Below are 26472 nucleotides of genomic sequence, written 5' to 3'. Positions count from 1 at the left end.
AGCCGCCCTGCCCTTCTAACGTAAAGAAAAAAGAAAAGTCAACCGCCGCAGGCGATACCATAATTCCTCATTTCTCACTCCTAACTCCTCACTACTTCTCTAGCTCAGAGATCTTATCCACTCTCCTCTGATGTCTGCCACCCTCAAACTCCGTTTCAAGGAAAACGTCCACCAGCTCGATAGCCAAGCCTGCACCCAGCACTCTCGCACCAATACAAAGCACATTTGCGTCATTATGCGCTCTTGTATACTTAGCAGAGAAATAATCCGAACAGCAAGCCGCTCTTATTCCCTTTATCTTGTTTGCGCTCATTGACATTCCAATACCAGTTCCGCATATGAGTATTCCCATTTCGTATTCGCCCGAAGCCACTTTCTCGCAAACTTCCTTTGCCTTGTCAGGATAGTCCACTTTCTCTCCTGCCTGAATACCAAAATCAGTGTATTCCACACCCTTTTCGTCCAGATGTGCCAGTATCTCCGCCTTAAGCTCAGGACCTGCATGGTCGCAGCCGATAGCAATTTTCATATTAATTTCCTCCTATTTATCCCTATGTGCCTTATCCTTTTCCGCCTTTGTAGCCTGCAAATATGATACCTCCAGCCTGTCTGCCGAAACCATTATCTCAGGCTGAGCCTCCACCGCAAGACACAGTGACGAAGCCCTCTGCAGCCTGTTCACATAGCTTGCAAGCTGAACATTTTCGTTGTCAGCGAAATATTTCGCCTTTATCTCTGCCGCACAGTCACCCACAAGCATTGTCTTTTCAGTAAACTCTCCCGAAAAAACTTCCTCCTCAGGGCAAACTCTGTCAGCGGATATCCTCGTGACAACGCCGTTTTTGCACTCAAACTCGCCTGCGTAAACTATCTTAGGCCTTGCCCTCATAACAGAAATTATCCTGCCCTCAAAATCTATGCAATTGTACGCCAGCGAAAGCAAAGTGGAAACTCCTGCGCTTTTTAAACTCTCACAGCCAAAGCACATTCCCTTTACAGCCGCCACGCCTATTCTAAGCCCAGTGTAAGACCCCGGACCCTTTGCAATAGCCGCACAGTCAAGGTCAGTATAAGTAAGCCCTGTTTCCTCTAGTGCCTGCTTCACCATAGGCAATATCACCTGGGAATGAGTGAGCTTTGTGTATACAGATTTCTCCCAAAGAAGCTTCTCTCCGTCCGTCACCGCCACTGAAGCGACCTTTCCGCTTGTGTCAATAGCTAATATCTTCAAATCTATCATCTCCCTCAGGTGCAGTTATGCTTATCTCCCTGCTGTCCTCGTCAATGCGCTGAATATCTATCCTCAAAGCGTCCTCAGGCAGCTCCTCCGCAATATTCTCCGACCATTCCACCGCAAGCACAGTGTCTTCGTCCATGTAGTCAAAAAAGCCTGTAGTTTCCAGATCGTCCGCCGAATTTATGCGGTACATATCAAAGTGTATAAGGCTGAGCCTGTCCCCACGGTATTCGTTCACCAGTGCGAACGTGGGCGAAGTCACCTCGTCGCCAAGTCCCATGCCAATAGAAATTCCCCTGGTAATAGTAGTCTTTCCTGCACCAAGACCACCGCTGTAAGCGATAAGATCGCCGCCTTTCAGCCGTCTGCCTATCTCCTCACCCAAAGCGATAGTTTCCGCCGCAGATGATGTTTTGTATACCTTTGTCAACCTATCACCTCATTTGACCGTCATCTTCCGTGTAGCCCACAATAAAAAGGCTGTTTTTATTCATAAGCTGATAAATGCTCTCCACCTCTGTCTTGTCCGCCGCTGAATTGTAGCAGTTGTAAACATACAGCCTGCCCTCCTCTTTAACAGCGAAAACCGTGTGGATACCGCTGAAAATATTCAACCCGATATGGTAAGAAACTATCACAGGCTTGCCATTGTCAACAGCCGCCTGAGCCTCATCAGCCTTATAAAATCTTTTGTATCCCACTCCCATTGCCTTAAAAAGACCGCTTATTTTCCTAGGATTAGACCCCAGCGACCCGTCTGCCGCAATAAGAGCATTTTTCTCAAAATCATAAGCAAGCTTTGCCATATCAGGCTCAAACCCCTCGTATGTGAGATAATTATAAGCCGCAATGACCTCACAGCCTACCCCTGCGAACCTGGATTCGCCAAGCATCAGATCGCACACAGGGGGATTTTCCTGCCCATATTTCACAAAGCCCTCTATCTTTATGCCCTTGTTGTGAGCATAATTTTCCGCAGCCCTGCCGCTGTCAGTTTCCTTATAAGTGTCCTCAAAAAGCCGCCACTTCATATCGTCCTCCGAGCTGTCGCTCTGAATACCGCTCTCATCACCGACCTGCGAGCTTTCGTCAACGTCCATGCTGTCACTATCCACCACAGAGCTTTCCGCAGTAGTGGTAAAAGCCGAATCATTGAGCCTTTCGCTGTCCGCCTTGTTTCCGCATGAACTGAGCATTATCCCGAGAAGAAGCACGACCGCAAGAATTTTCATCACAGCTCACCCTTGTCCTTGAAGTAGTTTAGCATAAGATCCACCATTCTGCCATAAGACTGCTTGCCGTCCTCAACGCCGTTGAGTTTCAGTGATTTTTCCATTGCCTTGTCAGATATCTCCCCCACTGCCTCGCTGTCGAAAACAGTGTCCTTAGCCTCGTCAACGCTCCGCCAGTAGTCCCAGTTGGCTTCCATATCAGCCCACACCTCGTCGCAGATAGAGCTGTCAAATTCTATCTTCTTATCGTCAGAAGCGTAGTCAAAAATCTTGTTTCTAACCTCGCCAAGCGCCGCCAGATAGCCCGAATAGCGGTAATCAGCATTGTCCGATCTGTCGCACGCCATAAAGGCGATAAAGTTCGCCTCGTCCTCCTGAATGTAGCCTTTCGTATGAGCAAGCTCATGGCAAATGGTGTCAGGAAGCTTCGCCTTATACATATCCTGATTGTAGTTAGCCTCCATAGAGAACGGGAAATAGATGCCCATAAGGTCCATTTGGCTCATAAAGAACGAGCATTTTATAGCTTTCGGAGTGACATAAAATCCCCCGAGGTTTTTAAATTCGCTTCCAAGCCCACGCATGGCCTCCTGAGCCGTCTTGTCAAGGTCAGCGGTCAGCACGAATTTTCCCTCGCTGTCACGCTCCACCTCTTTGCTAAGCGCATTTATCTCCGTAACAAGCTTGTTGCCAAGTGCTTCAAGCTCCGTCCTGGTGTGCTGTTCAGTGGGTATGCCGTTAAGTTCCGCAAAGCTTGAACAATGATAAATAACAAAGCAGTTAAAAGTCTGCACCGTCACCACAAAAGTGACTATCCACATATAAACAAGCCCGAAAATTTTCGCAGTTTTCTTTCTCTTGCCTTTTCTGACTATCACAAGCACCAGCATAGCCACCAGCGAAAGCGGAATACCGAAAACCGCTACCGCAATAAGCAATTCCCCGAAGGAAAACGGCAACAGCGAAGTGAGCCTGCCATATGTATTTTCCCAAATTGGAAAAACGTGAGCCGTATACCAGTCGCAGAACGCCGTACTTTTCCAGGCGATCACGTTCAGCACCACGCTGACTGCCACAAGGCAAACGCAGGCAATGACCTGCCAAGATAGATGTTTTTTCTTGCCGTTCTCAGGCATTTCCACACTTTCCGCACTCTTTTTCACCGCTGTATCTGTCACTGCCGCTCACCTCGGTTCATGTATTTTACTCTGCTATCTCAACACGCCTGTTTACCCGACTTATTATCTGCTTACCTACAAATTATCTTATCGCACAAATCGTGTAGGGGCGAACAGCGTTCGCTCGTCTTGGTCGCCTACATGGTTTGTATAAATTCAAACCTCGTCGCTCCCAAAAACGGGACGTCGAGGGCGCCGTCCCCTACATTTGCCACGCCGCAAAATCGCTCCGCTCGGTATTTACTCTATCAAAGTGACTTGTTCGGTCGGCTATGCCAATTCCTCACTCCTCACTCCTCACTTAAACGGCTTAGAACAATCCGTAGATATTGCCCTCATTATCGCAATCGATATTATAAGCCGCAGGCTTCTTAGGCAAACCAGGCATTGTCATAATATCGCCCGTATAAGCTACCACAAATCCTGCACCGGCTGAAAGCCTTACATCTCTTACTGTTATCTCATAATTCTCAGGCTTGCCAAGCTTTGTCGGGTCGTCAGACAGTGAATACTGCGTCTTAGCCACGCAAACAGGGATATCCCCGAATCCAAGGTCAGTGATCTCCTTTATAGCCTTTTCAGCCTGCTTTGTATAGATCACGCCGTTTGCACGATATATCTCTTTCGCAAGTATATCAAGCTTATCCTTGATAGGGAGCTTCTCGTCATAAAGCGGCTTGAACTCAGACGGCTTTGTTTCGATAGTCTTGCAAACCTTTTCCGCAAGGTCGATACCGCCCTCAGAGCCTTTTGCAAAAATCTCAGCCAGTGAGAACTCAACACCCATTTCACCGCAAACTCTCTCGATAACAGCCAGCTCAGCCTCAGTATCAGTATGGAATCTATTTATAGCCACCACTACAGGCACACCGAACTTGTGCATATTCTCAATATGAGTTTTCAGGTTTACGATGCCCTTTTCGAGAGCCTCAACATTTTCGTTAGTAAGCTCAGTTTTCGGAACACCGCCATTGTATTTCAATGCCCTAACAGTAGCCACCAGAACTACGCAACTTGGTTTAAGACCAGCGTATCTGCACTTGATATCAAAGAATTTCTCAGCGCCAAGGTCAGAGCCGAAGCCAGCCTCAGTGATAGTGTAGTCAGCAAGCTTCAAAGCAAGCTTTGTGGCTCTTACTGAGTTACAGCCGTGAGCGATATTAGCGAATGGGCCGCCATGGATAAGAGCAGGATTGTTCTCAAGCGTCTGAACAAGATTAGGTTTCAAAGCGTCTTTCAGCAAAGCAGTCATAGCACCGCAACCGCCTATATCCTTAGCATAAACAGGCTTTCCGTCAGTTGTGTAAGCAACGAGTATCTTCTCAATTCTAGCTTTAAGGTCAGCCAGATCGGAAGCTAGGCAAAGAATAGCCATTATCTCAGAAGCGACAGTTATCTGGAAAGAATCCTCTCTAGGAATACCATTCACCTTTGAGCCAAGACCGATAACGATATCTCTCAGCGCTCTGTCATTCATGTCAAGGCAACGCTTGAAAAGTATCCTTCTCTGGTCAATGTGAAGCTCATTTCCCTGCTGCATATGGTTGTCGATAAGGGCGCAGAGCAGGTTGTTAGCCGCAGTTATAGCGTGCATATCTCCTGTGAAGTGCAAATTGATGTCTTCCATAGGAACGACCTGAGCGTATCCACCGCCAGCCGCACCGCCCTTGATACCAAAAACAGGACCAAGTGAAGGCTCTCTCAGAGCGAGTATAGCTTTCTTGCCTATCTTGTTCATAGACTCAGCCAATCCAACGGAAATAGTGGTCTTGCCCTCTCCTGCAGGCGTAGGGTTTATAGCGGTAACAAGAATAAGCTTACCATCTGGATCATTTTTAGTTTTAGCATAAAGCAACTCAGAAAGCTTAGCCTTGTAGTGACCATAAGGCTCATATTCATCTTCTGAGATGCCGAGCTTAGCAGCGACCTCCCCAATTTTGAGCATTTTCGCCTGCTTAGCGATTTCGATATCTGACAGCATTTAGATCAAGTCCTTTCGGAAAAATTTTTAGTATATCGGTAAAGACCCATATAAAATATCATACGTTATGTATTATATCACATATCCGTGATGATTTCAATATTTCATATGTAAATAAACTATATAAACCGATACATTTTCGCCCATCGCCCCACAAAAAGAGCCGCCCCGCATTCCGCAGGACGGCTCAAAATAACTATAAGAATTATTTCTGAATATCGTTATCGTTAAATGGATCTCCACATTCCGGGCAGAACTTAGGAGGATTTTTCGGATCTTCAGGCTCCCAGCCGCACTTGTCACACTTGTAAAGCGGCTCTGATGCAGGCTTTGGCTTTCCGCACTCAGCGCAGAATTTGCCCTTGTTCACTGCTCCGCATGAGCAAGTCCAGCCTACTGGCTGCTCAGGCTTTGGTGAACCGCAGTTTGCACAGAACTTTCCTGTGTTCTCTGTGCCGCATGAACACTTCCAGCTGTCTGCTGCCGGCTTTGGCTCAGGCTTAGGCTGTCCGCAGTTAGCACAGAATTTTCCTGTGTTTGTTGTTCCGCAAGCACAAGTCCAGCCGTTCTCAGGTGCAGCCTGTGTTGGTGCAGCTGCTGGAGCTGCCTGCTGTGGAGCTGCCTGTGCAGCCTGCTGATTCATCATGTTCTGCTGCATCTGCTGCTGATACATTGTTGCGTCCATTGGCTGACCCATCATGCCGCCTGCCATGCCCATTCCCATGAAGCCTGCCATAACACCGTTTGCGTTGCTTGCCGCTGCCTCTCTTGCCTTGTTGATAGACATTCTGTCCATAGCATAGAGCATTGAAGGATCACTTCCAACAGTTTTTGCCTCCTGGAATTTTGCGATTCTCTGCTTTGACTCTTCGTCCACGTTCAGCTCAATAGCAAGGCTTGTTATCTTAACACCCTTTGTAGCCCACTTTTCTTCAAGCTCTGCATTCATTGCTTCAGCAAGCTCATCAGGATAAAGACCAAGCTGATCGTATGGTATTTTCTGAGCGGATATCCTTGTAAGAGCCTTCTGGAACTTAGGTGTCATGTCAGCCTTAAGCTGGCCGAGAACTGCCACGCCGTCAGGGCTGTCAACAGTAAGTACCTTATTTACGTTCTGAACAACGTTCTCATAGAAGTTCATAGGGTTTACGATCTGAAGCTCATACTGACCGTGACCCTGTGCGTTAAGAGTGAGGTTCATCTCGCCGTCTCTGAAAGGTATCTTGCCGAAGCCTATCTTGTTTCCAGGCAGAGGTCTGAGGTTTATGTAGATAAGACGCATGGTGTTCATAGCCTGACCACCTGCTGTAAATCTTCTGCCTATCTCCTTGATAGAAGCGCCAAGGTCGCCCCAGCCGCCGCCAAGAAGTGACGGAGATACAGTTGAATCATACTTATACTGACCTGCTGTTTCCTGTGTACCGATAACAAAATCGTGTACTCTGCCGTTCTCGATAAGAAGAGCCGCCTGATTTACCGCAACGTCAAAGCGTGAACCGTTTGAGATAACGCCCTCTGTGCCGTTGTTCACAGTCTTTCCTCTCTTAACAAGAGTAGCCGGCTGGCAGAGTATCTTAGTTGACATATCCTCACATCTGAAGTACTCTACTACCTGATCGGCAAATGTTGAGCCGACTGCTGATGTAAACATCTTAATAAGTCCCATAGTTAAATTCCTTTCGTTGTCTGTATTATTTCACCCCAAGGGGTTTTAAACTTGTCTATCTCAGCATGGATATCCTGCTGACTTTCCATGTGCGCTCTACAGAGCTGTGTATCTCAGAACCGCAGTAAGGACAAACCGAGCCTGCGGTGTCCACAGGTGCTCCGCAGAACTGACATATAAGGCTGGCGTTTTCGCCCTCTATCCCCATTGAAAGATAGTATGAATAATCCGCCTCATAAATGTGCTGTGCCTTTATCCCGTTGAGCTTGTATTCAAGAAATACCTGAAACTTTGCCGTTGCAGCGTCATGGTCTTTATGATAAGACACCACCTGCGACTTGTGGATATGTATATCGTCATAATGCTTTGGCGTAACCGTTGAGGAGTTGTCTTTTGCCATCGTGGCTGCTCTCTGCCTGAACGCTTCGGTACAGTATTCAAGCTGATTCTCGCTTGCTTCTCCGTTTATAACAAGAAAATATTTCATCACAGTGTTTTCCACTATGCTCCTTGCTATATTTTCATCATAGTCAGGAAAATCTCTCTTTATGTTGTTCACCACATTAGGGTCAACATAAGTAAACTGCATGGCGTTGTTCTGTCTTTCCTCGGTTGCGTCATTTATGGTCCTTAGCAGGTCGTTGGCACGGCTCAGTTGTCTGCCAATGGCGTTCGATACCGCTTTTTTCACAGAATATATCACCGCTATACCACCGCCTATGGCGACCGCTATAACTATTATTTTTATTATAAGCGCCGTTGATATTTCAGGCATTTAGCTGATACCCCCTACTAGAATATTCCCATTATCTGAAGTATAGCTCCGATAATATATCCGCCCACGCCACCAAGAAGCGAGTAAGCCACAAGCTTTCCCTTGCTTATAGGCAGGTTTCCGATAAATTTACCTGTCTGACCATTCATTGCAAAGAAATAAGGCTTATCCTGATAGGTTGTATACAAAAGCCATGTTGGAAGCATAGCATATTTAACGTCCTTTATCTCGGTGTGCTTTTCATATGACTGAACGTTTACGCTGTTGTAGTTACAAGTATTTCTAAGTTCGTCACGAGTTGTGTTCTCGATACGTTCTTTAGCCCTAGGCAGACACTTATCCTTATCCTCGTCATATCTTTCTGCAAGATATCCCGAAAGATAACCCGGATTGAACGCTGTCATTTCCGAGTAATCAAAAGGCTCGATAGAGTCCATAGCGTCATCGTCAGTCTTTGAAGAAGCGTCCACAGGAACAGCTTTGAAATCGAGATTTCCGTTTCTGTAAACTGAATAATACTTTTTCTCAGTGTATCTGTAATTTCCCGAAGTCCATGTTCTTGTGTTTATACCCTCCGCAGTAATAGAGCCTTCGCAGTTTCCGAAATAGAGCCAAAACGGGATATAAACGCCCTGCATCTTGTCCACTACCTTGTCGCAGTTGAAATCTTTCGGTGTAAGAGGCTTATTGCTGAATTTTTTGAAAGCGTCCATTACCTGAGTTTTCGGCACTTTGAAAGGTATAACATAGTCAGGGGAGAAATTGTCTATTATCTGCTCTCCCATTATTACCGCATTTCCGCAGTAAACGCAAACTGTTGCTGCAGTTGAGCGGTCGGTGATAATCTCCGCTCCGCAGTGTGAGCAGGTGTATTTTACAAGGTCGCTTCCTACAGTTCCGTCATTTGACATACTGTATTCGTCCTTATCGACCTCTTCATGCTTTTCAACATTATCCTTGTTCAGCTCCTCCGCCTTTTTAGCGTCACCGCCTGCTTCTTCAAGGTCTTTTAAAGTAAACTGTCCGTCGCAGTATTCACATGCCCAGCAGTTTTTGTCAGCACTCCAGAAAAGCTCCGCTCCGCAGTTAGGGCATTTATAAGAAATATTAACAGCCATTTTCCGCACCCCCTATCAATCGTCTTTTATCTTAGTCTTATCAGTGGTGGTACGCAGATAGGTGTCGTTACGCCCAGTGAGTTTAAGATTACTCTTTATGTATTTATCTGCCTTGGTAGCTTTCTGTTTTGTGCGGCTCATTGAAACAAGCACAAAGCCTGTTATAAGTCCTCCCGGTATAGCAAAGCACATATTTGTTCCCACGCTCACACTGCTGTCGGCATACGCCATGACAGGGGTGAAAAACAAATTGCAGGAAATAAGTGCAAAGCCTAATGTGCGGTATAGCTTTTTCAACATTTTTTCTCCTCCCAACTCCATATTTTACATAAAACTAAAATATATTCACATATATTTATGATAACAGAAAACGCTTTTCGTGTCAAGAAATATGTCATACAACGTTCAAAAAAAGTTCTTTTTTGTCCATTTGAACATATTTTTATACCTTTCATTGGTGTTTTTAACGATTGACAGCCGTTCTGTCAGGAATCAGCGTTATTCATCGGTTTTCTGCTCGTCAAGGTCAAGAGATATCAGAGGGTTTGCGTCATTAGCCACCTTAGGCAGAACGCCGTCCCACTTATCGATGGTCTGATACTTTATAAGCTCGTTTGAAAGAGATTCAGAGATAGTCTTGTTGGCTTCTGCCTGAGCTTCAGCCTTGGTCTTTATGGAAGTTGCCTCAGCGTCTGCGGCAATAACCTTTTTCTTAGCCTCCGCCTCAGCTACAACTATAGCCTGCTCCTGCTCGGTCTTTGTTTTCAAAAGATTCTGCTCTGCTACCTGCTTTGCCTCTATGGCTTCATTAAATTCAGATGAGAAATCAAAATTCACAATGTTGAATTTCTCTACCTCGATACCATATTCGTCCACCTTTGAAACGAGCTGTTCCTTTATTTCCTCGCCCACCTGCGCTCTGTCAGTGATAAGCTGTTCAGCCGTATATTTTGCACATACCGACTTCATACATTCCTGCACTGTTGGCATAAGGATAACGTTCTCATAATCTGAGCCGATATTCTTGAAAATGCTTGCAGAAGAAGCCGACTTTATTCGGAAGTTCACCGCTATGGTAGAGTTCACAGTCTGCAAGTCCTTTGAAACTGCGTCAGCGTCAGCCTGATAAACTTGTATCTTGTTTGACACTGTTGTTACACGCTGTGCAAAAGGCACTTTCAGATGCAATCCTTCGTTGAGTGCAGTGTCTGATACCTTGCCGAAGGTCGTCACAACTCCCGTACAGCCTGCCGGAACTATGGACACGGAGGATACGACCACTATTATAGCCGCAACTGCCGCCGCACAAATGCCAACGATCTTTCCTGTTTTTCTTGTTGAAATGTCAATGACCTTTTCTTTGCTCATGATTTTTTCCTTTCATATAAAACAAAGCCTTTCGACTTGCCGTCTAACCAAAGGCTTTCTGTCCTTTGGTTTAATATGATTATATCATAAGCCTTACAAATTAGCAAAGTCCGACAAAGTTCGGGGAAGTCAGCGGAAGTCAACAGTGAACAGATTTTTTGATTTAGCTCGCTGTATCTCTTGCGATCTCACCTATTCTCGTTCGTTCAAATCCGCTCGTTATTTATGGGTGAAAAAATTCGGCACAGGTCTATAGCCATATTTCAATATATGTAAAAGTTAATATGTTTATATCATTGTCTGCAAAAAGGCATAAAAAAAATCGGACTCATTTTACTGCGTCCGAATTTTTTATAATGTATTGATGAAAGAGCGGGCGACCCAAGGTCGCCCCTACAGATAGGTTTATTAACTCTTTTTCTTTGCACCGGATTTTACCGCTGTGAAACTCCACACAAGTCCAGCCGCGATCCAGAAGTATGGTGATGATGTAACAGAACTTATGTTGAAAAATGCCTGTATCAGATAGCAAAGAACTGCCGCTGATACTGCACAGCCCGTCCAGCTGTTTTTGTCTTTCATAAAGCCTGCTACGAGCTTGCACATTTTTACTATAGTCATAATAAGGAATACTATTGTAAGTGCGAAAATGATGAGTCCTCTTGACTGCAAAAGGTCGATATACTCATTATAAGAGCGGTCTATTATAGCGCCCGACTCGAATATCGTTCCCCAGTTGTCTGGACCGGTTCCCCAGATAAGGTTTTGCTCGGCAGTATACATTCCGTCGTCCCACAGATAAGGATATATCCACTGTTCGGTATCATCGCCTCTGCCTGTGCCTGTGATAGAAAGTCTGTCGAAACTGTCATGGAAGATTATTTTCTCGTCCATAAGTCTGAACTCGTTTGAGGCGAAAAGTCCGGCAAAGATCCCTCCTGCGACTATAAAAGCCACAAGGCAGGCTATAAAAGGCTTCTTATCCTTTGCAAAGCCCGACTTTACAGCGGCAATAATAAGAGATATAACATAAACCGCACCAAGTCCCAAGATAGCAGGGACAACGCAGGCAAGGATATCAGCCGCTGTCATAAGGGCAAGGGAGATAGCATAGAATATCTTTCTTGCCTTTTTATCATCATAGAGCATACCATTAAGTGCAAAGGCAGATATCACTGTAAGCACTGCCGCCAATGCAAAAGGCGTACACAAAAAGCCTGTTGCGATATATTCTTTTGTATAGGTCATACCGCCTGATGAGAAGCCCGAGAATATCTCTTTGAAATAGTTTGGAACTATTTTTGCGGTGGCAGGTATAGCCTGCAAAATTCCCACGATAGCTTCAAATGCGCCTATTCCTACGATAAAGTCTGAAAGCTTTATCCTGCGGTCGTCAGCCGTAACTGTCATTCCTGCGGCAAAAAGTCCCCAATAGCCAAGTATGGTGAGCATACCCTCGGAGCGGTCGAGATAGCCGTAGAAAGATGTGAAGATATCCGCTGAAAGCAAGCAAGATATCACCGACAGAAGCACCACCGCAAGTGGTACGATAAGGCTCTTGTTGTCTTTAAGCTCCACCTGCTTTTTCATGTTGGCAATAAGGAAAATGATAAATCCCACAAAGCCGACCGCAAGCACAGCGGCAGATATAAAGAATATAAATTTTTCGTTCAGATAAAGAGTACGGTTGACGCTTTCGTCCATACCGTATTTGATATTCTGTGTGAAATAATACGGAATTGTGATAACGCACAGAACAAGCACAGCAATAATGCTGTAAACTCCGCACAGCTTTTGTGCAGACTCGGCAGACATATTCAGAATAAAATCCGACTTTTCCGAACTGCCGAAAAGGTGCTTTTTACCTTGATTGGTAGTAACCTCTTTTTTCTCTTTTGCTTTTGACATAAAAAATCCCCCAAAAAGCATAGATATTTTATTATTTTATGATTGAAAATTAAAAATACATCGCCGCAGGCGATACCTTAATTCCTCATTCCTCATTAAAAACAGAGCGGGAAATAAAAAAAGCAGGCAAACCCTAAAGTCTGCCCGCTGTTTACACAATTTACTTTGCGTATTCGATAGCTCTGCTCTCACGGATAAGATTGACCTTGATCTGTCCCGGATAATCCATTTCAGTTTCGATCCTCTTAGCGATCTCACGAGCAACGAGCACCATTTTTTCATCGTTGATCTTCTCAGGCTGTACCATGATACGAACCTCACGGCCTGCCTGTATAGCAAAGGATTTCTCAACGCCCTCGTAGGACGTGCAGATCTCCTCAAGCTTCTGGAGCCTCTTGATATAGTTCTCATAGTTCTCGCTTCTTGCTCCCGGTCTAGCGGCGCTTATTGCATCTGCCGCCTGAACAAGTGCCGCAACAACAGTTCTTGTTTCAACGTCGCCATGGTGAGCCTCGATAGCATGAATAACTTCAGGGCTTTCCTTGTACTTCTTACATACGTCAACACCTATCTGAACGTGCGAGCCTTCTATCTCATAGCTGAGAGCCTTTCCTATATCGTGGAGCAGTCCTGCTCTTCTTGCCAGATTTGCGTCAACGCCAAGCTCTGACGCCATCATTCCTGCAAGGTGAGCGACTTCAATAGAGTGGTTAAGCACGTTCTGTCTATAGCTCGTTCTATAGCGCAGACGGCCAAGAAGCTTAACAAGTTCGTGGTTCACGCCGTGAACATTGGTTTCGAGAATAGCTCTCTCGCCCTCCTGCTTGATCTTCAGCTCGACTTCACGCTTAGCCTTTTCTACCATTTCCTCAATGCGTGTAGGGTGTATACGTCCGTCCTGGATAAGCTTTTCAAGTGCGATCCTTGCGACCTCTCTTCTCACCTGATCAAAGCACGAGATGGTGATAGCCTCAGGGGTATCGTCAATGATAAGATCAACGCCTGTGAGAGTTTCGATAGTTCTGATATTTCTTCCCTCACGTCCGATTATCCTGCCCTTCATCTCATCATTAGGCAATGCAACGACTGACACTGCTGATTCAGACACCTGATCAGCGGCACACCTTGAGATAGCAAGCGAGATATACTGTCTGGCCTTAGCCTCACAGTCATCCTTCACCTGATTTTCAAAGTTTGTGACCCTCACAGCCTTTTCATGCACCAGATCTTCGTCCAGCTTTGAAAGCAGATAATCCTTAGCCTGATCAACAGTGAACTGAGATATCTTTTCAAGCATATCCAGCTGTGACTTCTTGATCCTGTCAGCCTCAGCTACCTTTTCGTCAGCATTTTTCAACTTGTTCTGGAGAGTTTCTTCCTTTTTCTCCAAATTATCGAGCTTTCTGTCGATAGACTCCTCTTTCTGCTGAACACGTCTTTCCTGTCTGGAAACTTCGATCCTTCTCTCTTTAAGCTCTTTTTCCGTTTCCTGGCGTGACTTGTGGATCTCGTCTTTCGCCTCGATCAATGCCTCTTTTTTCAGAGTTTCAGCGTTTTTCTTTGCGTCGTCAACGATACGCTCCGCTTCCTTTTCCGCAGAGCCTACAGCAGCTTCGGCTGTTTTTTTGCGATAGCTTATACCCTGTTTGAAGCAGATAAATCCGCTCACACCGGCACCAAGAACAAGAGCAACTACACATAGTAGAATAGCAATACCTGGTTCCATGTATAGCTTTCCTCCTTCTTAGAAAGTATGGATATCCATATTTTGTGCGTAAAAAACGCATGAAAAAAGATATCCACCTGATATTAAATTGTAAAGATACAAAATTGCAAAATTTATTTTATAAAAAACATCAGAATAATACAAAAAACTATACTTCATCTTTCAGTTATATAAAAATTATAATGCATAATATTATTGTATAATAAAACTTCTCTGTTGTCAAGAATTTTTTTAGTTAAATCCACAAAATTATATATTTTCTAACAAACCCCTTGACAAGCGGGTGAAGAGGTGTTAAAATGTTAGTCGAAGCAAAAGATAAAGTCTTTTGCAGTTATACTTGAAAGCTTTGACGGGGAAGCCCCTCGGCGAAAGGTCTTTTCAGAGAGTGCCGCACGTTTTTATACGGGCTGTGAGCGGCGCAGGACTATGCAGAGTGAGGATACCGCCCCTGAGCGCGTTTAATACACGCCGCAGGCTCAGCGTTAAAGGAGCGGCTAATGAGTTGTGCAGGAAACTGCGCATGAAGTTGGGTGGAACCACGATATCATCGTCCCATAGGATATTTGTATCCTATGGGACTTTTTTGTTATGTAAGAGGGTGATGATACTATGAAAGACAGGAAAGCCATGAAAACAAGGCGTATCCTTGCGATCATTTGCTATACCATTGGGTTTTGCGCTTATGGTGCAGCAGGATATGTTTGCTGGTTATCATGGAATGGGACTATATCCGACAAGCAAGGGTTTCTCACCTTTCTGCCCATATGGATAGTATCATACTGGTTCAACACATTTTTCTCTCAGCTTGTTTGCAGGGTGAAAAAAGACGGCTCCAGGCAATGGGCTATCAAAAAAAGGGCAAGGCACGTTTTGAGCGACATTTCAACGGTGCTGAGCGTAGTGCTTCTTTGCTTCTGGATATATGTGTATGTTTCACAGTATACTGAACTGCTGAACTTCAAATAATATGACTGTAGGAGCGGCCTGAGGTCGCCCACAAAAAAACGTGTGATATGTGACGCATTACAAAAAGAAACAACGTGTTTATGCACGTTATAATAAAGAATTACAATATTATATAAATCGGAGGAATCAAAAATGATCAAGCTGAAATTAAAAGACGGCTCTGTCCGTGAGATCGAAAAGGCAATGCCTGCAAGCGAGATAATCAAGGATATCGGCATGGGACTTTACAAGGCTGCCTGCTGCGTAAAGCTGGACGGCGAAGTTTTCGATATGAGAACTGTCGTTGACCATGATTGCCATTTTGAGGTCATGACTTTTGACTCAAAGGCTGGTAAGGAAACTTTCTGGCACACAGCTTCTCACCTTATGGCGCAGGCTGTAAAAAGTCTTTATCCTGAGGCAAAGCTTGCAAGAGGTCCTGCTACAGACACAGGCTTCTACTATGATTTTGAGGTGGAAAAGCCTTTTACGCCTGCTGACCTTGAAAAGATACAGGCTGAAATGAAGAAGCTTGCAAAAGAGGGCTATGCTTTGGAGCGTTTTGAGCTTTCTGCTGACGAGGCTATAAAGCTCATGGAGGAAAGACACGAAGATTACAAGGTAGAGCTTATCCACAAGCATGATGATAAGGGCGAAAAGCTTTCATTCTACAAGCAGGGTGATTTCGTTGACCTTTGTGCAGGTCCGCACATAATGAGCGTTGCACCTATCAAGGCTGTTAAGCTTCTTTCATGCACAGGTGCATACTGGGGCAAGGCAGAGGACGGCAAGCAGCTTTCAAGAATTTACGGAACTGCATTCCCTAAGGCTTCAATGCTCGATGAGTTCCTTAAACAGCAGGAGGAAGCTAAGCTTCGTGACCACAACAAGATAGGCAGAGAGCTTGAATATTTCACAACTGTTGACTGTATCGGTCAGGGACTTCCTGTTATGCTTCCAAAGGGCGCAAGAGTTATCCAGCTTCTTCAGCGTTGGGTAGAAGATGTCGAGCAGGCAAAGGGCTGTCTGCTTACAAAGACTCCGCTTTTCGCCAAGAGAGATCTTTATAAGATATCAGGTCACTGGGATCACTATCTTGACGGAATGTTCATTCTTGGCGACCCTTATGATGAGGAAAAAGAGTGCTTCGCACTTCGTCCTATGACTTGTCCATTCCAGTATCAGGTATTTCTTAACAGACAGCGTTCATACAGAGAGCTTCCAATGAGATTGACAGAGACTTCTACGCTGTTCAGAAACGAGGACAGCGGTGAGATGCACGGTCTTATCAGAGTAAGACAGTTCACTATCTCTGAGGGTCACTACATTCTCAGACCTGACCAGCTTGAAGAGGAGTTCAAGGGCTGTTTGGAGCTTGCCAAGTATTTCCTTGACACTGTTGGTCTGCTTGATGACTGCACATTCAGATTCTCACAGTGGGATCCTGCTAACCCTAAGAACAAGTACGAAGGTACGGCTGAGCAGTGGGAGCACGCACAGGCTGCAATGAAGACTATTCTTGACGACCTTGGCGTTGATTACGATATCGGTATCGACGAGGCTGCGTTCTATGGTCCAAAGCTTGACATTCAGTACAAGAACGTTTACGGCAAGGAAGACACGCTCGTTACTATCCAGATAGATATGCTTTTGGCTGAAAGATTTGGTATGTACTATGTTGACAAGGACGGTCAGAAGAAGCTTCCTTACATCATTCACAGAACTTCACTTGGCTGCTTTGAAAGAACACTTGCTTATATGCTTGAGCATTTCAACGGCGTTCTTCCTCTGTGGCTCGCTCCTGAGCAGGTAAGACTTCTTCCTATCAAGGAGAGCCATGCTGAATACGCTCAGAAGATAGCTGACAGAATGACTGCTATGGGCATGAGAGTAACTGTTGACAACAGAGATGAGAACATTGGTACTAAGATCAAGGCTGCAAGACTTGAGAGGATTCCTTATATGCTCATCATTGGCGACAACGAGGTAAACAGCAACACGGTTACTGTTCGTTCAAGAAAAGAGGGAGAACTTCCTGCAATGCCTGTTGACGAGCTTATCGCTAAGCTTGATGAGGAGATAAAGACTAAGGCGAAGTAATTGGTAGCAAAACATCGAAAGGTGCGTAAAAACGACGTTTGTGGCAACAGACGGGACGTCGAGGGCGCCGTCCCCTACAAATTAAGGTATGGGCGAAAACTGTTGTGAGCCTTGCCAAACAACAATTTTCGTTCGCCCGTTGGTTTTTGCTGTCAATGTGTTTTATACAGACGTTTTATGCGATACCGCACAGGGGGAGTTTCTCTTGTGCGGCATTGCCGTTTATAAAATATGGGGCGGACAGGATAAAATCCGCTTCGGGAAAGAGGTAATAGATGAAATCAGATATGATCTGGACGCTTGTGGCATTTGCATTCTATTTGGCAGGAATGCTTCTCATAGGTGCTGCATATATGAAGAAAACAAAAAGCTCCGAGGACTTTTTCCTTGGTGGCAGAGGACTTAACGGCTGGGTAGCGGCACTTTCTGCTCAGGCTTCTGATATGTCGGGCTGGATGCTCATGGGTCTGCCTGGCGCTGTTTACGCATTCGGAACGGGGCAGATATGGATAGCTGTAGGTCTGCTTATCGGCACTATACTTAACTGGGCGATAGTTTCGGGCAGACTGAGAAGATACACTATAAGAGCGAACAACTCAATGACGCTTCCTAAGTATCTTGAAAACAGATTTGAGGACAAGCACAAGATAATGCTTCTTGTATCGTCGGTGGCAATCGTCATATTCTTCCTTGTTTACACAGCGTCTGCTCTTTCGGCAGGCGGAAAGCTTTTCAACTCTATATTCGGTATCGACTACAAGATATGTCTTACTATCGGTGCGGTAGTAATTTTGGGATACACTTTCATGGGTGGATTTATGGCAGTATGTGTAACGGACTTTGTTCAGGGTCTGCTCATGCTGGCAGGAGTTGTGACTATACCTATCATTGCGTTTTTCCTTGTTGGAGCAGGAAACGTTATGGACAACATCACTGCAAGCGGTGTTGAGGCACATCACTATCTTAACATATTCAATGATGAAAAGGGTCAGACCCTTTCAGCCATCGACATAATCTCTCAGCTCGGCTGGGCGCTTGGTTATTTTGGTATGCCACACATTCTGGTAAGATTTATGGCTATAAGCTCTGAAAAAGAGGTAAAAAAGTCAAGAGTTATAGGCTGTGTATGGTGTGCTATATCACTTTGCTTTGCTTGCTTTATAGCTATCGTGGGCAGGGCTTATCTTGTGCCTGCACTTGCAAACAACAAGTCTGAGAATGTTTTCATCGAAATGATACAGAAGGTATTCAACTCCGATATTGGTCTTCCATTCGTCGGCGGAATCTTCCTTTGCGGAATACTGGCCGCCATAATGTCAACGGCTGATTCTCAGCTTCTTGTAACGGCTTCATCGGTATCTGAGGATATTTACCATTCCTGCATCGCACCAAAGGCAGACAGCAAGAAAGTTCTGCTTGTCAGCCGTATCACGGTACTTGTTGTTGCTGTTATCGCATACATAATCGCTCTTGACCCTAACAGCAGTATAATGGGTCTTGTTTCAAACGCATGGGCAGGTCTTGGAGCTTCGTTTGGTCCGATAATACTTATGTCCCTTTATTGGAGGAGAACAAACCTCGCAGGTGCGGCGGCAGGCGTTGCCAGCGGTGCGTTATCGGTAATAATATGGGATTACATACCTCTTGCAGGTGGACAGACTTTAGGTGACAAGACCGGGCTTTACTCATTGGTAGTAGGTTTTGCGGTAAGTCTTATACTTATCATTATTGTGAGCCTTTGCACAAAGAAGCCGTCCGAGGAAATGCTGAAGGCATTTGATGATGTTAAAAATGGTATAAATTGCGGCTGTGATGAAAAAGCATAACAAAGTAAAAGGTCCATGGATACGCCCACGGACCTTTTGTTTTTTATCTTTTAGCTATCATACTTTTCCTTATTTTCGCATCTGAAATCCGTAAACACCGCTTTATTGCCTTTATCCTCATATTTCTGAGCGTAAAGACCAATAACAACTCCCGTGAAATTACCTGCAAGCTCAGTAGACAAAAACTTCGTTTGTGCTCCGCCCAAGTCTATATCTCCCGAAAGCGTTTTCGCCGAGAAATTGTATGTAAAGTTGGAAGCATTACAGCAAAGCACAGCCGAGTTTTCTCCCTGTGGCAATGCTATGACATGATCCTCATGGCGAATATCGCCTATGCAAAGTCTCCGGAACAGCTCGACGCCTTTATCTGTGCGTCTTAACGCTATCTCATAATGCTGATCTGGGGTCATGTAGAACACCAATCCTGCTTCGCCCTCTGTTATCTCGACTTTGCACTCCACGTATAAATTCATTTCTTTCTGTCTTATGCAGATAAAAGCAGGCGAGCCGTCTGCCTCAAAGATCGTATGCTCGTTTGGCGTAAGCTCAAAGCGTTTTTTATCGAGCTTATAAAGGTTCATATCGGGGTTTTGCATAAAGCACCACTCACGTCCGACTTTGGTATTCTCGAAAGTGTATTCTTTCCAAAACTCCTGCCTGATATCCCCGAGTCTGTCGGTTTCAACTTCCTTGCGAGTTGTGCCATTATCGCCCATTGTGAACCAGCCGTTCTCGTCGAAAGTCACTGGTACGAGATAGACTTCTCTGCCTGTAATGTGGTGCATCACCCACATATTTATCATTCTGAACGCAAGGTGGACGCACCAGAAGTTGCCGTTTTCGTCCTCCACAAGGTCACCATGACCGCACCCTTGTATCTCGTATCCACCAAGATTTCTGTTTGTTAGAACTGGGTTGTGAGGATAATTCTCAAAAGGACCGTAAGGGGTCTTGCCCTTGGCGTAGACTATCATATGACCGTATTCCGTACCGCCCTCAGCCGCCATAAGGTAGTATTCGCCCTTTATTTTGTAGAGGTGTGGGCTTTCAAGGAAACGTCCGCCTGCACCTGTCCATATGGTCTTGCTTGGCGTGAGCTTTTTGCCTGTTTCGATATCTATTTCGCACTGTGTAACGCCATGGTTGCCCTCATCGTCTTCACCATTGGACATAAAGTAGGCTTTGCCATTCTCAAAATACAGTGACGGGTCGATACCGCCCTGCTGAACATAAACAGGCTCAGACCATTCACCGTGGATATCGTCAGTATAGACATAGAAGTTTCCGCCATTTGTGACGTTAGTCGTTACCATGTAAAATCTGCCGTTATTGTATCTGATAGTTGGGGCATAGATGCCGCCCCAAGAGCCTGCGCCCTCCAATGGGAGCTGACTTTTTCTTGTGAGAACATGACCTATCTGCTTCCAGTTCACAAGGTCGTCGCTTTCATATAGAGGAACGCCCGGAAAAAACTGAAAAGAGCTGCAAACAAGATAATATTTGCCCTCAGCCTTACAGATGCTAGGGTCAGGATAAAAGCCTGATATGACCGGATTTATGTACTTCATATTGTGACCTCCGTTTATATTATACAGACATTATAATCTATTTCAGATGGCTTTTCAATATCTTCTCGTGCAGGATCGGTGAATTTTTGTGCAAATGAAAAACAAATTTCACTTTACGATCTTTGCGTTTGGGTAAAGCGATCAATTGATACGGATATCTAAGTGGGATAGTAGCTTTGACGGGAGAACGATGTTCGCCCCTACAGTTTTTTGCTGGGATATATGTAAATTTAAACGTTTTTGATAGCGTGTTAAGTATAAAAGTTACAAATTGTAATTTTTGCTCCGACATTTGTTCGTATGGCATATAACAGTCTATATTTCGGGGATATATCTGAATATAGAACTTGTGTTCCCTGTGAAAACAAACAAATATTTTAGTCATTTCGGCAAAAAGCGATAAAATCTGTTGCCAAATTGTAACCTTTATGATATTATGAAGTTGATATACGAAAACGTATAAGATAATTCTGTCAGTTAGGGGGCGTTTGGAATGGAAAAGGGGCTGAAAAAAGTTTTTTCGGCTATGGGCGCAGTATTTTGTGCTGTTATGATGATCATGCTTTGTCAGGTGACAAATGCGGTGAGCTACAGCGAACAGACCGTCACTGTGGACTATGATTATCAGGTCATAGACTCTTTTGAGGGCGTTGACGCTAAATACGTTCTCGGCTATTCCGACACCGGTTATTATTGCTGTGCAGGATATGTTTCACGTTTTTATGAAGAAAAGTTCGGCGTTACAGTATACAACATAAACATGGTGGACGACAAGCCTAGCGTGTACTGCTACGGCAAAAGGGCGGAGCTTCGTGAAGTGAAAACTCCGCAGGCAGGGGATATAATGCAGGACAAGGATTACTCTCATGTTGCCATTGTAAAGGACTGTCAGGGAACGACGGCTACTCTTATCGAGCAGAACTACAAATGGACTTGGAACGACACTGTTTACACTGTGAAAAACAGAAAGGTACTTACTAACAATCACTATTTCTACAGACTTTACATAAACGGCATTGCGCAAAGCCTTGACATCGACACAACAAGACCTGTTATCGCAAACGCAGGCTGTGAGAACATCACGGGAAAAGGCTACACTGTTAAAGCGGATATTTCTGACAACAGGGCTGTGGCTTCGGTAAAGGTATCCACTTATTTTGAGGGCAACAAGACAAAGACTATAAGCCGTGTTTACACATCGGCGGTGAACTCGCTTTCACACTCAGTAAAGGTAGCTGACCTTGGGGGCAAGGACGGATATTATATTACAACTATAACGGCTACTGACGAGGCTGGGAACAGCTCTGAGCAGGTCATAAAGACTTATGTTGACACAACTGCGCCGACCATATCGGGGGCAAAGGTGGAGAACATCACAGCAAAGGGCTTTGATGTTTCTTGCAATGTGAGCGACAAGAGCGGAGTTTCAAAGGTAGTCTTCCCTGCTTACCCTACAAAAAATGGTGAAAGTGCAAAGAAATACGCAAGCGGAAAGCTTTCGGGTGGCAAGGCTTCGGCTTATGTTTCTGCTGAGGACTATTCAGTAAAAAGCGGTGAATTTACCGTTAAGATAACGGCTTATGACAAATACGGAAACAGCTCAGCAAAAACTATAAAGGCTAGCATAAAGCCTGCGGCTTCGGTAACATTGGATAAGGCTTCACTGACTCTTGACAAGGGCAAAAGCAGTGTTATTTCTGCAAAAATGGGTGGTGGAAGCGGTCTGACGGACTTTGTTTCCTGGAAGTCTTCTAACAGCAAAATTGCTTCTGTGTCAGACGGAAAGGTCACTGCAAAAGGGGTTGGCAGAGCAACTATCACGGCATACACAACAGGAGGAAAAAATGTTAAATGTACCGTCACTGTAAAGGGTAAAATCAGTGACAGCAGTATTTCGGCTATAAAGACGCAAAGCTACACAGGGAAGGCGGTTTCTCCTGTGCCTGCAGTGACATATGGTGGCAAAAAGCTTGTAAAGAATACTGACTACACTGTGAGCTACTCAAAGAACACAGCCATAGGTCAGGCAAGCGTAAAAATAACAGGCAAGGGTTTATACAAAGGCACAAAAACTGTGAACTTCAACATTCGTCCTGCCACAGTGACGAAGCTAAAAGTTTCTTCCACCGGTGAAAAGAGCGTTAAGCTTTCTTGGAAAAAGATTACAGGTGCTGACAGCTACGCTATATACAGATATGACAACACAAGCAAGAAATGGCATAGAATAAAAACTGTAAAGGCTGTGAGCTTCACTGACAGCGGACTTGCTCGTGCAAAGGGGTACAGCTACAAGGTAAAGGCTGTGAAAAAAACTGGCGGAAAAGAATACATTTCGGCTAGCTACTCAAAGGCTGTAGAGGCTGTCACAAAGCCTGCAAAGGCTTCATGCACGGCTAAATCAGCAGGCAGCGGCAGCATTGAGGTATCATGGAAAGCTGTTGGGGGTGCAAGCGGATATGAGATATACTCCTCTTCAAATGGCAGTGATTATGTGAAGTCGGCAAAGGTGGGTGGCTCTAAAAAGAGTGCTATCGTATCAGGATTTGAGCCTTACTCACTTAGAATGGTAAAGGTAAGGGCTTACAAAACTGTAAACGGAAAGACTTCTTATGGGGCTTTTTCGCAGGCGGTTATGGTTATTGTTAGGTAGGCTGGATACAGAAACATATGATATAAAATAAGCAAGCGATAGGTGATATGCGGGCGACCAAAGGTCGCCCCTACGATAGTTCAAGCATTGTAGGGGAGCGGCGCAATTTCTGCTTTGCAGAAATACGACGACCCGATTTCGGAACGTTACCATTTGTAAGATTGCAAAAAACTTGTGTAATTTCGCCATATATCAGTCGCCACTACGATACATGACTGGTACGCTACACAATTGAGGTAAACCAAACGAGCGAACAATGTTCGCCCCTACATTTTTTATTGCTACACAAAAAAGGACAGCACTTTGGAAAAAAAAGCTGTCCTTTTTCTATATTCATATAGGTCTATCTTTCCATTTTCCAGAACTCTACAGAGTATGGCTTAAGCTCGCTGCCGCCACCAAAATCATGGATAGTGCCTGTGAGAAGCTCCTCTGCCTGACCGCAGCCTGCGTCAAAGTGAGCTGTGAAAGGCTGATCGTCGGCGTTTATTGCAACAAGGACACGCTCACCCTCGAACTCACGCTCGATTATACACTGCTTATTAGTAAGAACAGGTATTTTGATAGAGCCATAGCAGAGAGCCTTGCTGTTTTTGTGTGCCTCTGCCATTTTTGAGATAAGCTCTGTGAGGTCGTTCCACTCAGGCTTTCCAAAGCTTACACGGAGAGCAGGGTCGCCCTCGCTCTTGTTTGCCTTTGTTCCCCACTCTGAGCCGTAATAAACGCATGGAATACCAGGCATACCAAAGAGCATTCCATAGATAAGTGGCAAATGACGCTCATTTGTGAGCTGGCTTGCTATTCTTGAAACGTCATGGTTATCAACAAAGCACAGCAGGTGCATTCCTCTGTATCTGCACCAGTTCTCAGGTCCGAACTGATTTTTCAGAGAGTGGCATATCTCAAACATATTCATGCAATTGAAGCTTGAATAAAGTCCCTTATAGCACTCGTAGTTCGTGCAGGAATGGAGCATTTCAGGATTTACCCACTGAGCGTAATCACCATGTAGAAGCTCGCCGATAAGAACGAAATCCTGCTTGAGCCAATCGCAATGCTGTCTGAGGCGTTTCAAGAAGTTCTTATCAAGGCAATATGCAACGTCAAGGCGGAGTCCGTCTATATCAAACTCCTTGACCCAATTTGTTATGCATTCCAAGATATGATCCACTACCTGCGGATTGTTAAGGTTTAGCTTAACAAGGTCAAAGTGACCCTCCCAGCCCTCATACCAAAGTCCGTCATTATAGTTGCTGTTGCCACCGAAATTGATATGGAACCAATCTTTATATGGTGAGTTCTCACGGTTTTTCAGAACGTCCTGAAAAGCCCAGAAGCCTCTGCCGACGTGATTGAAAACGCCGTCCAAAACTACCTTTATGCCGTTTTCGTGAAGCTCTTTGCAGACCTTTGCAAAGTCCTCATTTGTGCCAAGGCGGCAATCTATCTTGCGGTAATCTCTGGTATTGTAGCCGTGAGTGTCGGAATCGAACACCGGTGAAAAATAGATAGCGTTGGCACCAAGCTTTTTGATATGAGGTATCCAATCTATTACCTTTAATATCCTGCTTTCCTCTTTGCCGTCATTCTCAAATGGCGCACCGCAGAATCCAAGAGGATAGATCTGATAAAATACACTTTCGTATGCCCACATAATATTATCTTCCTTTCTGATACTAATAGAAAATGTTGTTCGCAGGTAATATAGATCTGCCGAAAAAGGGCTGGCGAACGATGTTCGCCCCTACAGGGGTGGCATGACGTTTCTAGTCCTTAAATTTCTCAGCTTATTTATATTTTATGAGATATCTGCAAAACTATAGTTAAACTGTACAAAATACAACAAAAGGCAACACCGCACAAGGATTGTGCGTAAGATGCGCCGTCAGATTTTTCGTCAGATTGTGCTAAAGCGACGCAGGAATACTAACGTATTTCAAGGAGCTTTAGTGCGATATGACGGAAAATCTGCAAGCAGATTGCGTGCAAAGCCGACAGGCGTGCCTTGTGCGGTGTTGCCTTATTATTATATCAAACTTTGGCATATTTCTCAATACTCATTTTTCATTAATATAATCCACACTTTTGTGCATTTTGTACAACTATTGACAAATCAATCGTGAAATGATATTATATTTATAACAAATGTCAAGAGTTGATTTTTGGTAAAGGCAGGGATAAAAATATGAAGAAGATACTTGTGCTTTTCACAGGCGGAACTATCGGGAGCATTACTACTGACGGCATAATAGATGTTGAGCGTGAGGGAAAATACGCTGTTGTGGAGGCTTACAAAAGTGCATACGGCGATGATGTGGAATTTGAATGTCGACAGGTACTTAATATACTCAGCGAAAACATGGGGTTTTCGGGGTGGGAGAAAATGATACACGAGATAAACAGCATTGACACGGCTTTATACTCGGGAGTTATCCTCACCCACGGAAGCGACACCCTTGCTTACACTTCTGCTCTGCTTGGAATGTATTTCAGGCATTTTGATATACCCCTTTTTATTATCGCAAGCAACAAGCCCATTGGCGAGAAAGGTTCGAACGGGCTTTTCAACTTCACCTCGGCGGTGGGTCTTATAAAAGAGGGAAAATACAAGGGCGTTTTCACGCTGTACGAGAGGGTCATGCTTCCTACTAGAGTGATACCTGCAGACACCTGTCGGGACAGGTTCGGGGTATACGGTTATGACGGCTTCAATGATTTTTCGGTTTTCAGCGGAGTGAGCGAGAATATGCTGTCACGCCCTAGGGAACGGATCTTCCATAATGATGTCAAATTTGGGAAGCGCGTTCTTTTTATAGAGGGTTATCCTGCAATGGACTTCGGGTGCTTTGTGCCAAACGAGGACACAGCGGCGGTGCTTTACTCACCTTATCACAGTGCGACGGCTTGCACTGACGTTTCAGAAGGGAAAAGCTATGCACTGACGGAATTTATCAAGCGGTGCATAACAAAGAACATCATGGTGTATATTTGCGGTCTGAAAAGAAAAGTGCCTATATACTCCACTGTGGCGGAGATAATAAAGGCAGGCAGCATACCAATATACACCACCTCAGCGGTGGCGGCTTATATGAAGCTTCTGCTTGCTTACAATCAGGAGGAAATGCCTGTGAAAGAGGTCATGGGGAAAGACCTTTTCTTTGAGGAGGTAAAATTCTCATAAACATTGTTTC

General features: G+C 44.8%; 20 protein-coding genes. 5 read left to right on the top strand and 15 right to left on the bottom strand.

Annotated elements, in window-relative coordinates; translation table 11 throughout:
* Positions 1-91 precede the first annotated feature (91 nt).
* From rpiB to rny, 13 genes are all read right to left on the bottom strand, one after another.
* Complete coding sequence (gene rpiB, locus DWW81_RS04225; RefSeq protein ID WP_022287992.1) at positions 92-529, bottom strand: ribose 5-phosphate isomerase B; 438 nt, start codon at positions 527-529, stop codon at positions 92-94.
* Between the two features lie 12 nt (positions 530-541).
* The gene (tsaB, locus tag DWW81_RS04220) at positions 542-1231 is read right to left on the bottom strand and encodes a tRNA (adenosine(37)-N6)-threonylcarbamoyltransferase complex dimerization subunit type 1 TsaB (RefSeq protein WP_117896811.1); all 690 of its coding nucleotides are present in this window, start codon (positions 1229-1231) and stop codon (positions 542-544) included.
* Entirely contained in the window at positions 1212-1667 is a 456-nt protein-coding gene (tsaE, locus tag DWW81_RS04215) for a tRNA (adenosine(37)-N6)-threonylcarbamoyltransferase complex ATPase subunit type 1 TsaE (protein WP_022287994.1), read from the bottom strand. Before tsaE ends, tsaB begins: the two co-directional genes overlap by 20 nt.
* A gap of 4 nt (positions 1668-1671) precedes the next feature.
* Positions 1672-2469: a C39 family peptidase gene (locus tag DWW81_RS04210; RefSeq protein ID WP_117896810.1), complete on the bottom strand. Its 798-nt coding sequence runs from the start codon at positions 2467-2469 to the stop codon at positions 1672-1674.
* Positions 2469-3647, bottom strand: a complete 1179-nt coding sequence (locus DWW81_RS04205; protein ID WP_242989561.1) for a DUF3810 domain-containing protein — start codon at positions 3645-3647, stop codon at positions 2469-2471. The genes DWW81_RS04210 and DWW81_RS04205 overlap by 1 nt, the downstream gene beginning before the upstream one ends.
* Before the next feature lie 310 nt (positions 3648-3957).
* Complete coding sequence (locus DWW81_RS04200) at positions 3958-5628, bottom strand: formate--tetrahydrofolate ligase (protein ID WP_117896809.1); 1671 nt, start codon at positions 5626-5628, stop codon at positions 3958-3960.
* A 205-nt stretch (positions 5629-5833) separates the two neighbouring features.
* Positions 5834-7294, bottom strand: a complete 1461-nt coding sequence (locus tag DWW81_RS04195) for an SPFH domain-containing protein (RefSeq protein ID WP_117896808.1) — start codon at positions 7292-7294, stop codon at positions 5834-5836.
* A 55-nt stretch (positions 7295-7349) separates the two neighbouring features.
* Positions 7350-8069: a hypothetical protein gene (locus tag DWW81_RS04190; protein WP_117896807.1), complete on the bottom strand. Its 720-nt coding sequence runs from the start codon at positions 8067-8069 to the stop codon at positions 7350-7352.
* Positions 8070-8086: 17 nt separating this feature from the next.
* Complete coding sequence (locus tag DWW81_RS04185; protein WP_117896806.1) at positions 8087-9187, bottom strand: hypothetical protein; 1101 nt, start codon at positions 9185-9187, stop codon at positions 8087-8089.
* A 15-nt stretch (positions 9188-9202) separates the two neighbouring features.
* The gene (locus DWW81_RS04180) at positions 9203-9487 is read right to left on the bottom strand and encodes a hypothetical protein (RefSeq protein WP_022288001.1); all 285 of its coding nucleotides are present in this window, start codon (positions 9485-9487) and stop codon (positions 9203-9205) included.
* A gap of 198 nt (positions 9488-9685) precedes the next feature.
* Complete coding sequence (locus DWW81_RS04175; RefSeq protein ID WP_117896805.1) at positions 9686-10555, bottom strand: prohibitin family protein; 870 nt, start codon at positions 10553-10555, stop codon at positions 9686-9688.
* A 408-nt stretch (positions 10556-10963) separates the two neighbouring features.
* On the bottom strand, positions 10964-12463 hold the full coding sequence (locus DWW81_RS04170) for a hypothetical protein (RefSeq protein WP_117896804.1): 1500 nt from the start codon (positions 12461-12463) through the stop codon (positions 10964-10966).
* 160 nt (positions 12464-12623) lie between these two features.
* Positions 12624-14189: a ribonuclease Y gene (rny, locus tag DWW81_RS04165; protein ID WP_038670686.1), complete on the bottom strand. Its 1566-nt coding sequence runs from the start codon at positions 14187-14189 to the stop codon at positions 12624-12626.
* Between the two features lie 612 nt (positions 14190-14801).
* On the opposite strand from rny, the gene DWW81_RS04160 reads away from it, so the two are divergent.
* The 3 genes from DWW81_RS04160 (at position 14802) to putP (ending at position 19063) form a co-directional block, all read left to right on the top strand.
* Positions 14802-15158 carry a hypothetical protein gene (locus DWW81_RS04160; RefSeq protein WP_051706305.1) on the top strand — a complete coding sequence of 119 codons (357 nt, stop codon included), beginning with the start codon at positions 14802-14804 and terminating at the stop codon, positions 15156-15158.
* A gap of 132 nt (positions 15159-15290) precedes the next feature.
* Positions 15291-17237 carry a threonine--tRNA ligase gene (gene thrS / locus DWW81_RS04155; protein WP_117896803.1) on the top strand — a complete coding sequence of 649 codons (1947 nt, stop codon included), beginning with the start codon at positions 15291-15293 and terminating at the stop codon, positions 17235-17237.
* Positions 17238-17512: 275 nt separating this feature from the next.
* On the top strand, positions 17513-19063 hold the full coding sequence (gene putP, locus DWW81_RS04150) for a sodium/proline symporter PutP (RefSeq protein ID WP_117896802.1): 1551 nt from the start codon (positions 17513-17515) through the stop codon (positions 19061-19063).
* A gap of 50 nt (positions 19064-19113) precedes the next feature.
* Here putP and DWW81_RS04145 read toward each other — a convergent pair whose 3' ends face one another.
* Positions 19114-20631 (bottom strand): glycoside hydrolase family 43 protein, encoded by a 1518-nt coding sequence (locus tag DWW81_RS04145; protein ID WP_117896801.1) that lies wholly within the window; start codon positions 20629-20631, stop codon positions 19114-19116.
* Positions 20632-21124: 493 nt separating this feature from the next.
* Between DWW81_RS04145 and DWW81_RS04140 the strand changes: the two genes are divergently transcribed.
* Positions 21125-23281, top strand: a complete 2157-nt coding sequence (locus DWW81_RS04140; RefSeq protein ID WP_117896800.1) for an Ig-like domain-containing protein — start codon at positions 21125-21127, stop codon at positions 23279-23281.
* Positions 23282-23624: 343 nt separating this feature from the next.
* Here DWW81_RS04140 and DWW81_RS04135 read toward each other — a convergent pair whose 3' ends face one another.
* A complete protein-coding gene (locus DWW81_RS04135) occupies positions 23625-24935 on the bottom strand; it encodes an alpha-amylase family glycosyl hydrolase (RefSeq protein ID WP_117896799.1) in 1311 nt (436 codons plus the stop codon).
* Between the two features lie 531 nt (positions 24936-25466).
* Between DWW81_RS04135 and DWW81_RS04130 the strand changes: the two genes are divergently transcribed.
* Positions 25467-26462, top strand: coding sequence for an asparaginase domain-containing protein (locus DWW81_RS04130; RefSeq protein WP_117896798.1), 996 nt, complete (start codon positions 25467-25469; stop codon positions 26460-26462).
* The last annotated feature ends 10 nt before the right edge of the window (positions 26463-26472 follow it).

This window comes from Ruminococcus sp. AF17-1AC (assembly GCF_003461385.1).
Lineage (GTDB): Bacteria > Bacillota > Clostridia > Oscillospirales > Ruminococcaceae > Hominimerdicola > Hominimerdicola aceti.
Note: the sequence above shows the minus strand (reverse complement) of the source record. Positions and strands in the feature narration are given on the sequence as shown.

What these genes read in the sequence shown, in the direction of transcription:
- rpiB (WP_022287992.1), bottom strand. Translation starts at nt 529, where the DNA reads ATGAAAATTGCTATCGGCTGCGACCATGCAGGTCCTGAGCTTAAGGCG.
- DWW81_RS04210 (WP_117896810.1), bottom strand. Translation starts at nt 2,469, where the DNA reads ATGAAAATTCTTGCGGTCGTGCTTCTTCTCGGGATAATGCTCAGTTCA.
- DWW81_RS04200 (WP_117896809.1), bottom strand. Translation starts at nt 5,628, where the DNA reads ATGCTGTCAGATATCGAAATCGCTAAGCAGGCGAAAATGCTCAAAATT.
- DWW81_RS04195 (WP_117896808.1), bottom strand. Translation starts at nt 7,294, where the DNA reads ATGGGACTTATTAAGATGTTTACATCAGCAGTCGGCTCAACATTTGCC.
- DWW81_RS04190 (WP_117896807.1), bottom strand. Translation starts at nt 8,069, where the DNA reads ATGCCTGAAATATCAACGGCGCTTATAATAAAAATAATAGTTATAGCG.
- DWW81_RS04185 (WP_117896806.1), bottom strand. Translation starts at nt 9,187, where the DNA reads ATGGCTGTTAATATTTCTTATAAATGCCCTAACTGCGGAGCGGAGCTT.
- DWW81_RS04180 (WP_022288001.1), bottom strand. Translation starts at nt 9,487, where the DNA reads ATGTTGAAAAAGCTATACCGCACATTAGGCTTTGCACTTATTTCCTGC.
- DWW81_RS04175 (WP_117896805.1), bottom strand. Translation starts at nt 10,555, where the DNA reads ATGAGCAAAGAAAAGGTCATTGACATTTCAACAAGAAAAACAGGAAAG.
- DWW81_RS04170 (WP_117896804.1), bottom strand. Translation starts at nt 12,463, where the DNA reads ATGTCAAAAGCAAAAGAGAAAAAAGAGGTTACTACCAATCAAGGTAAA.
- rny (WP_038670686.1), bottom strand. Translation starts at nt 14,189, where the DNA reads ATGGAACCAGGTATTGCTATTCTACTATGTGTAGTTGCTCTTGTTCTT.
- DWW81_RS04160 (WP_051706305.1), top strand. Translation starts at nt 14,802, where the DNA reads ATGAAAGACAGGAAAGCCATGAAAACAAGGCGTATCCTTGCGATCATT.
- thrS (WP_117896803.1), top strand. Translation starts at nt 15,291, where the DNA reads ATGATCAAGCTGAAATTAAAAGACGGCTCTGTCCGTGAGATCGAAAAG.
- putP (WP_117896802.1), top strand. Translation starts at nt 17,513, where the DNA reads ATGAAATCAGATATGATCTGGACGCTTGTGGCATTTGCATTCTATTTG.
- DWW81_RS04145 (WP_117896801.1), bottom strand. Translation starts at nt 20,631, where the DNA reads ATGAAGTACATAAATCCGGTCATATCAGGCTTTTATCCTGACCCTAGC.
- DWW81_RS04140 (WP_117896800.1), top strand. Translation starts at nt 21,125, where the DNA reads ATGGAAAAGGGGCTGAAAAAAGTTTTTTCGGCTATGGGCGCAGTATTT.
- DWW81_RS04135 (WP_117896799.1), bottom strand. Translation starts at nt 24,935, where the DNA reads ATGTGGGCATACGAAAGTGTATTTTATCAGATCTATCCTCTTGGATTC.
- DWW81_RS04130 (WP_117896798.1), top strand. Translation starts at nt 25,467, where the DNA reads ATGAAGAAGATACTTGTGCTTTTCACAGGCGGAACTATCGGGAGCATT.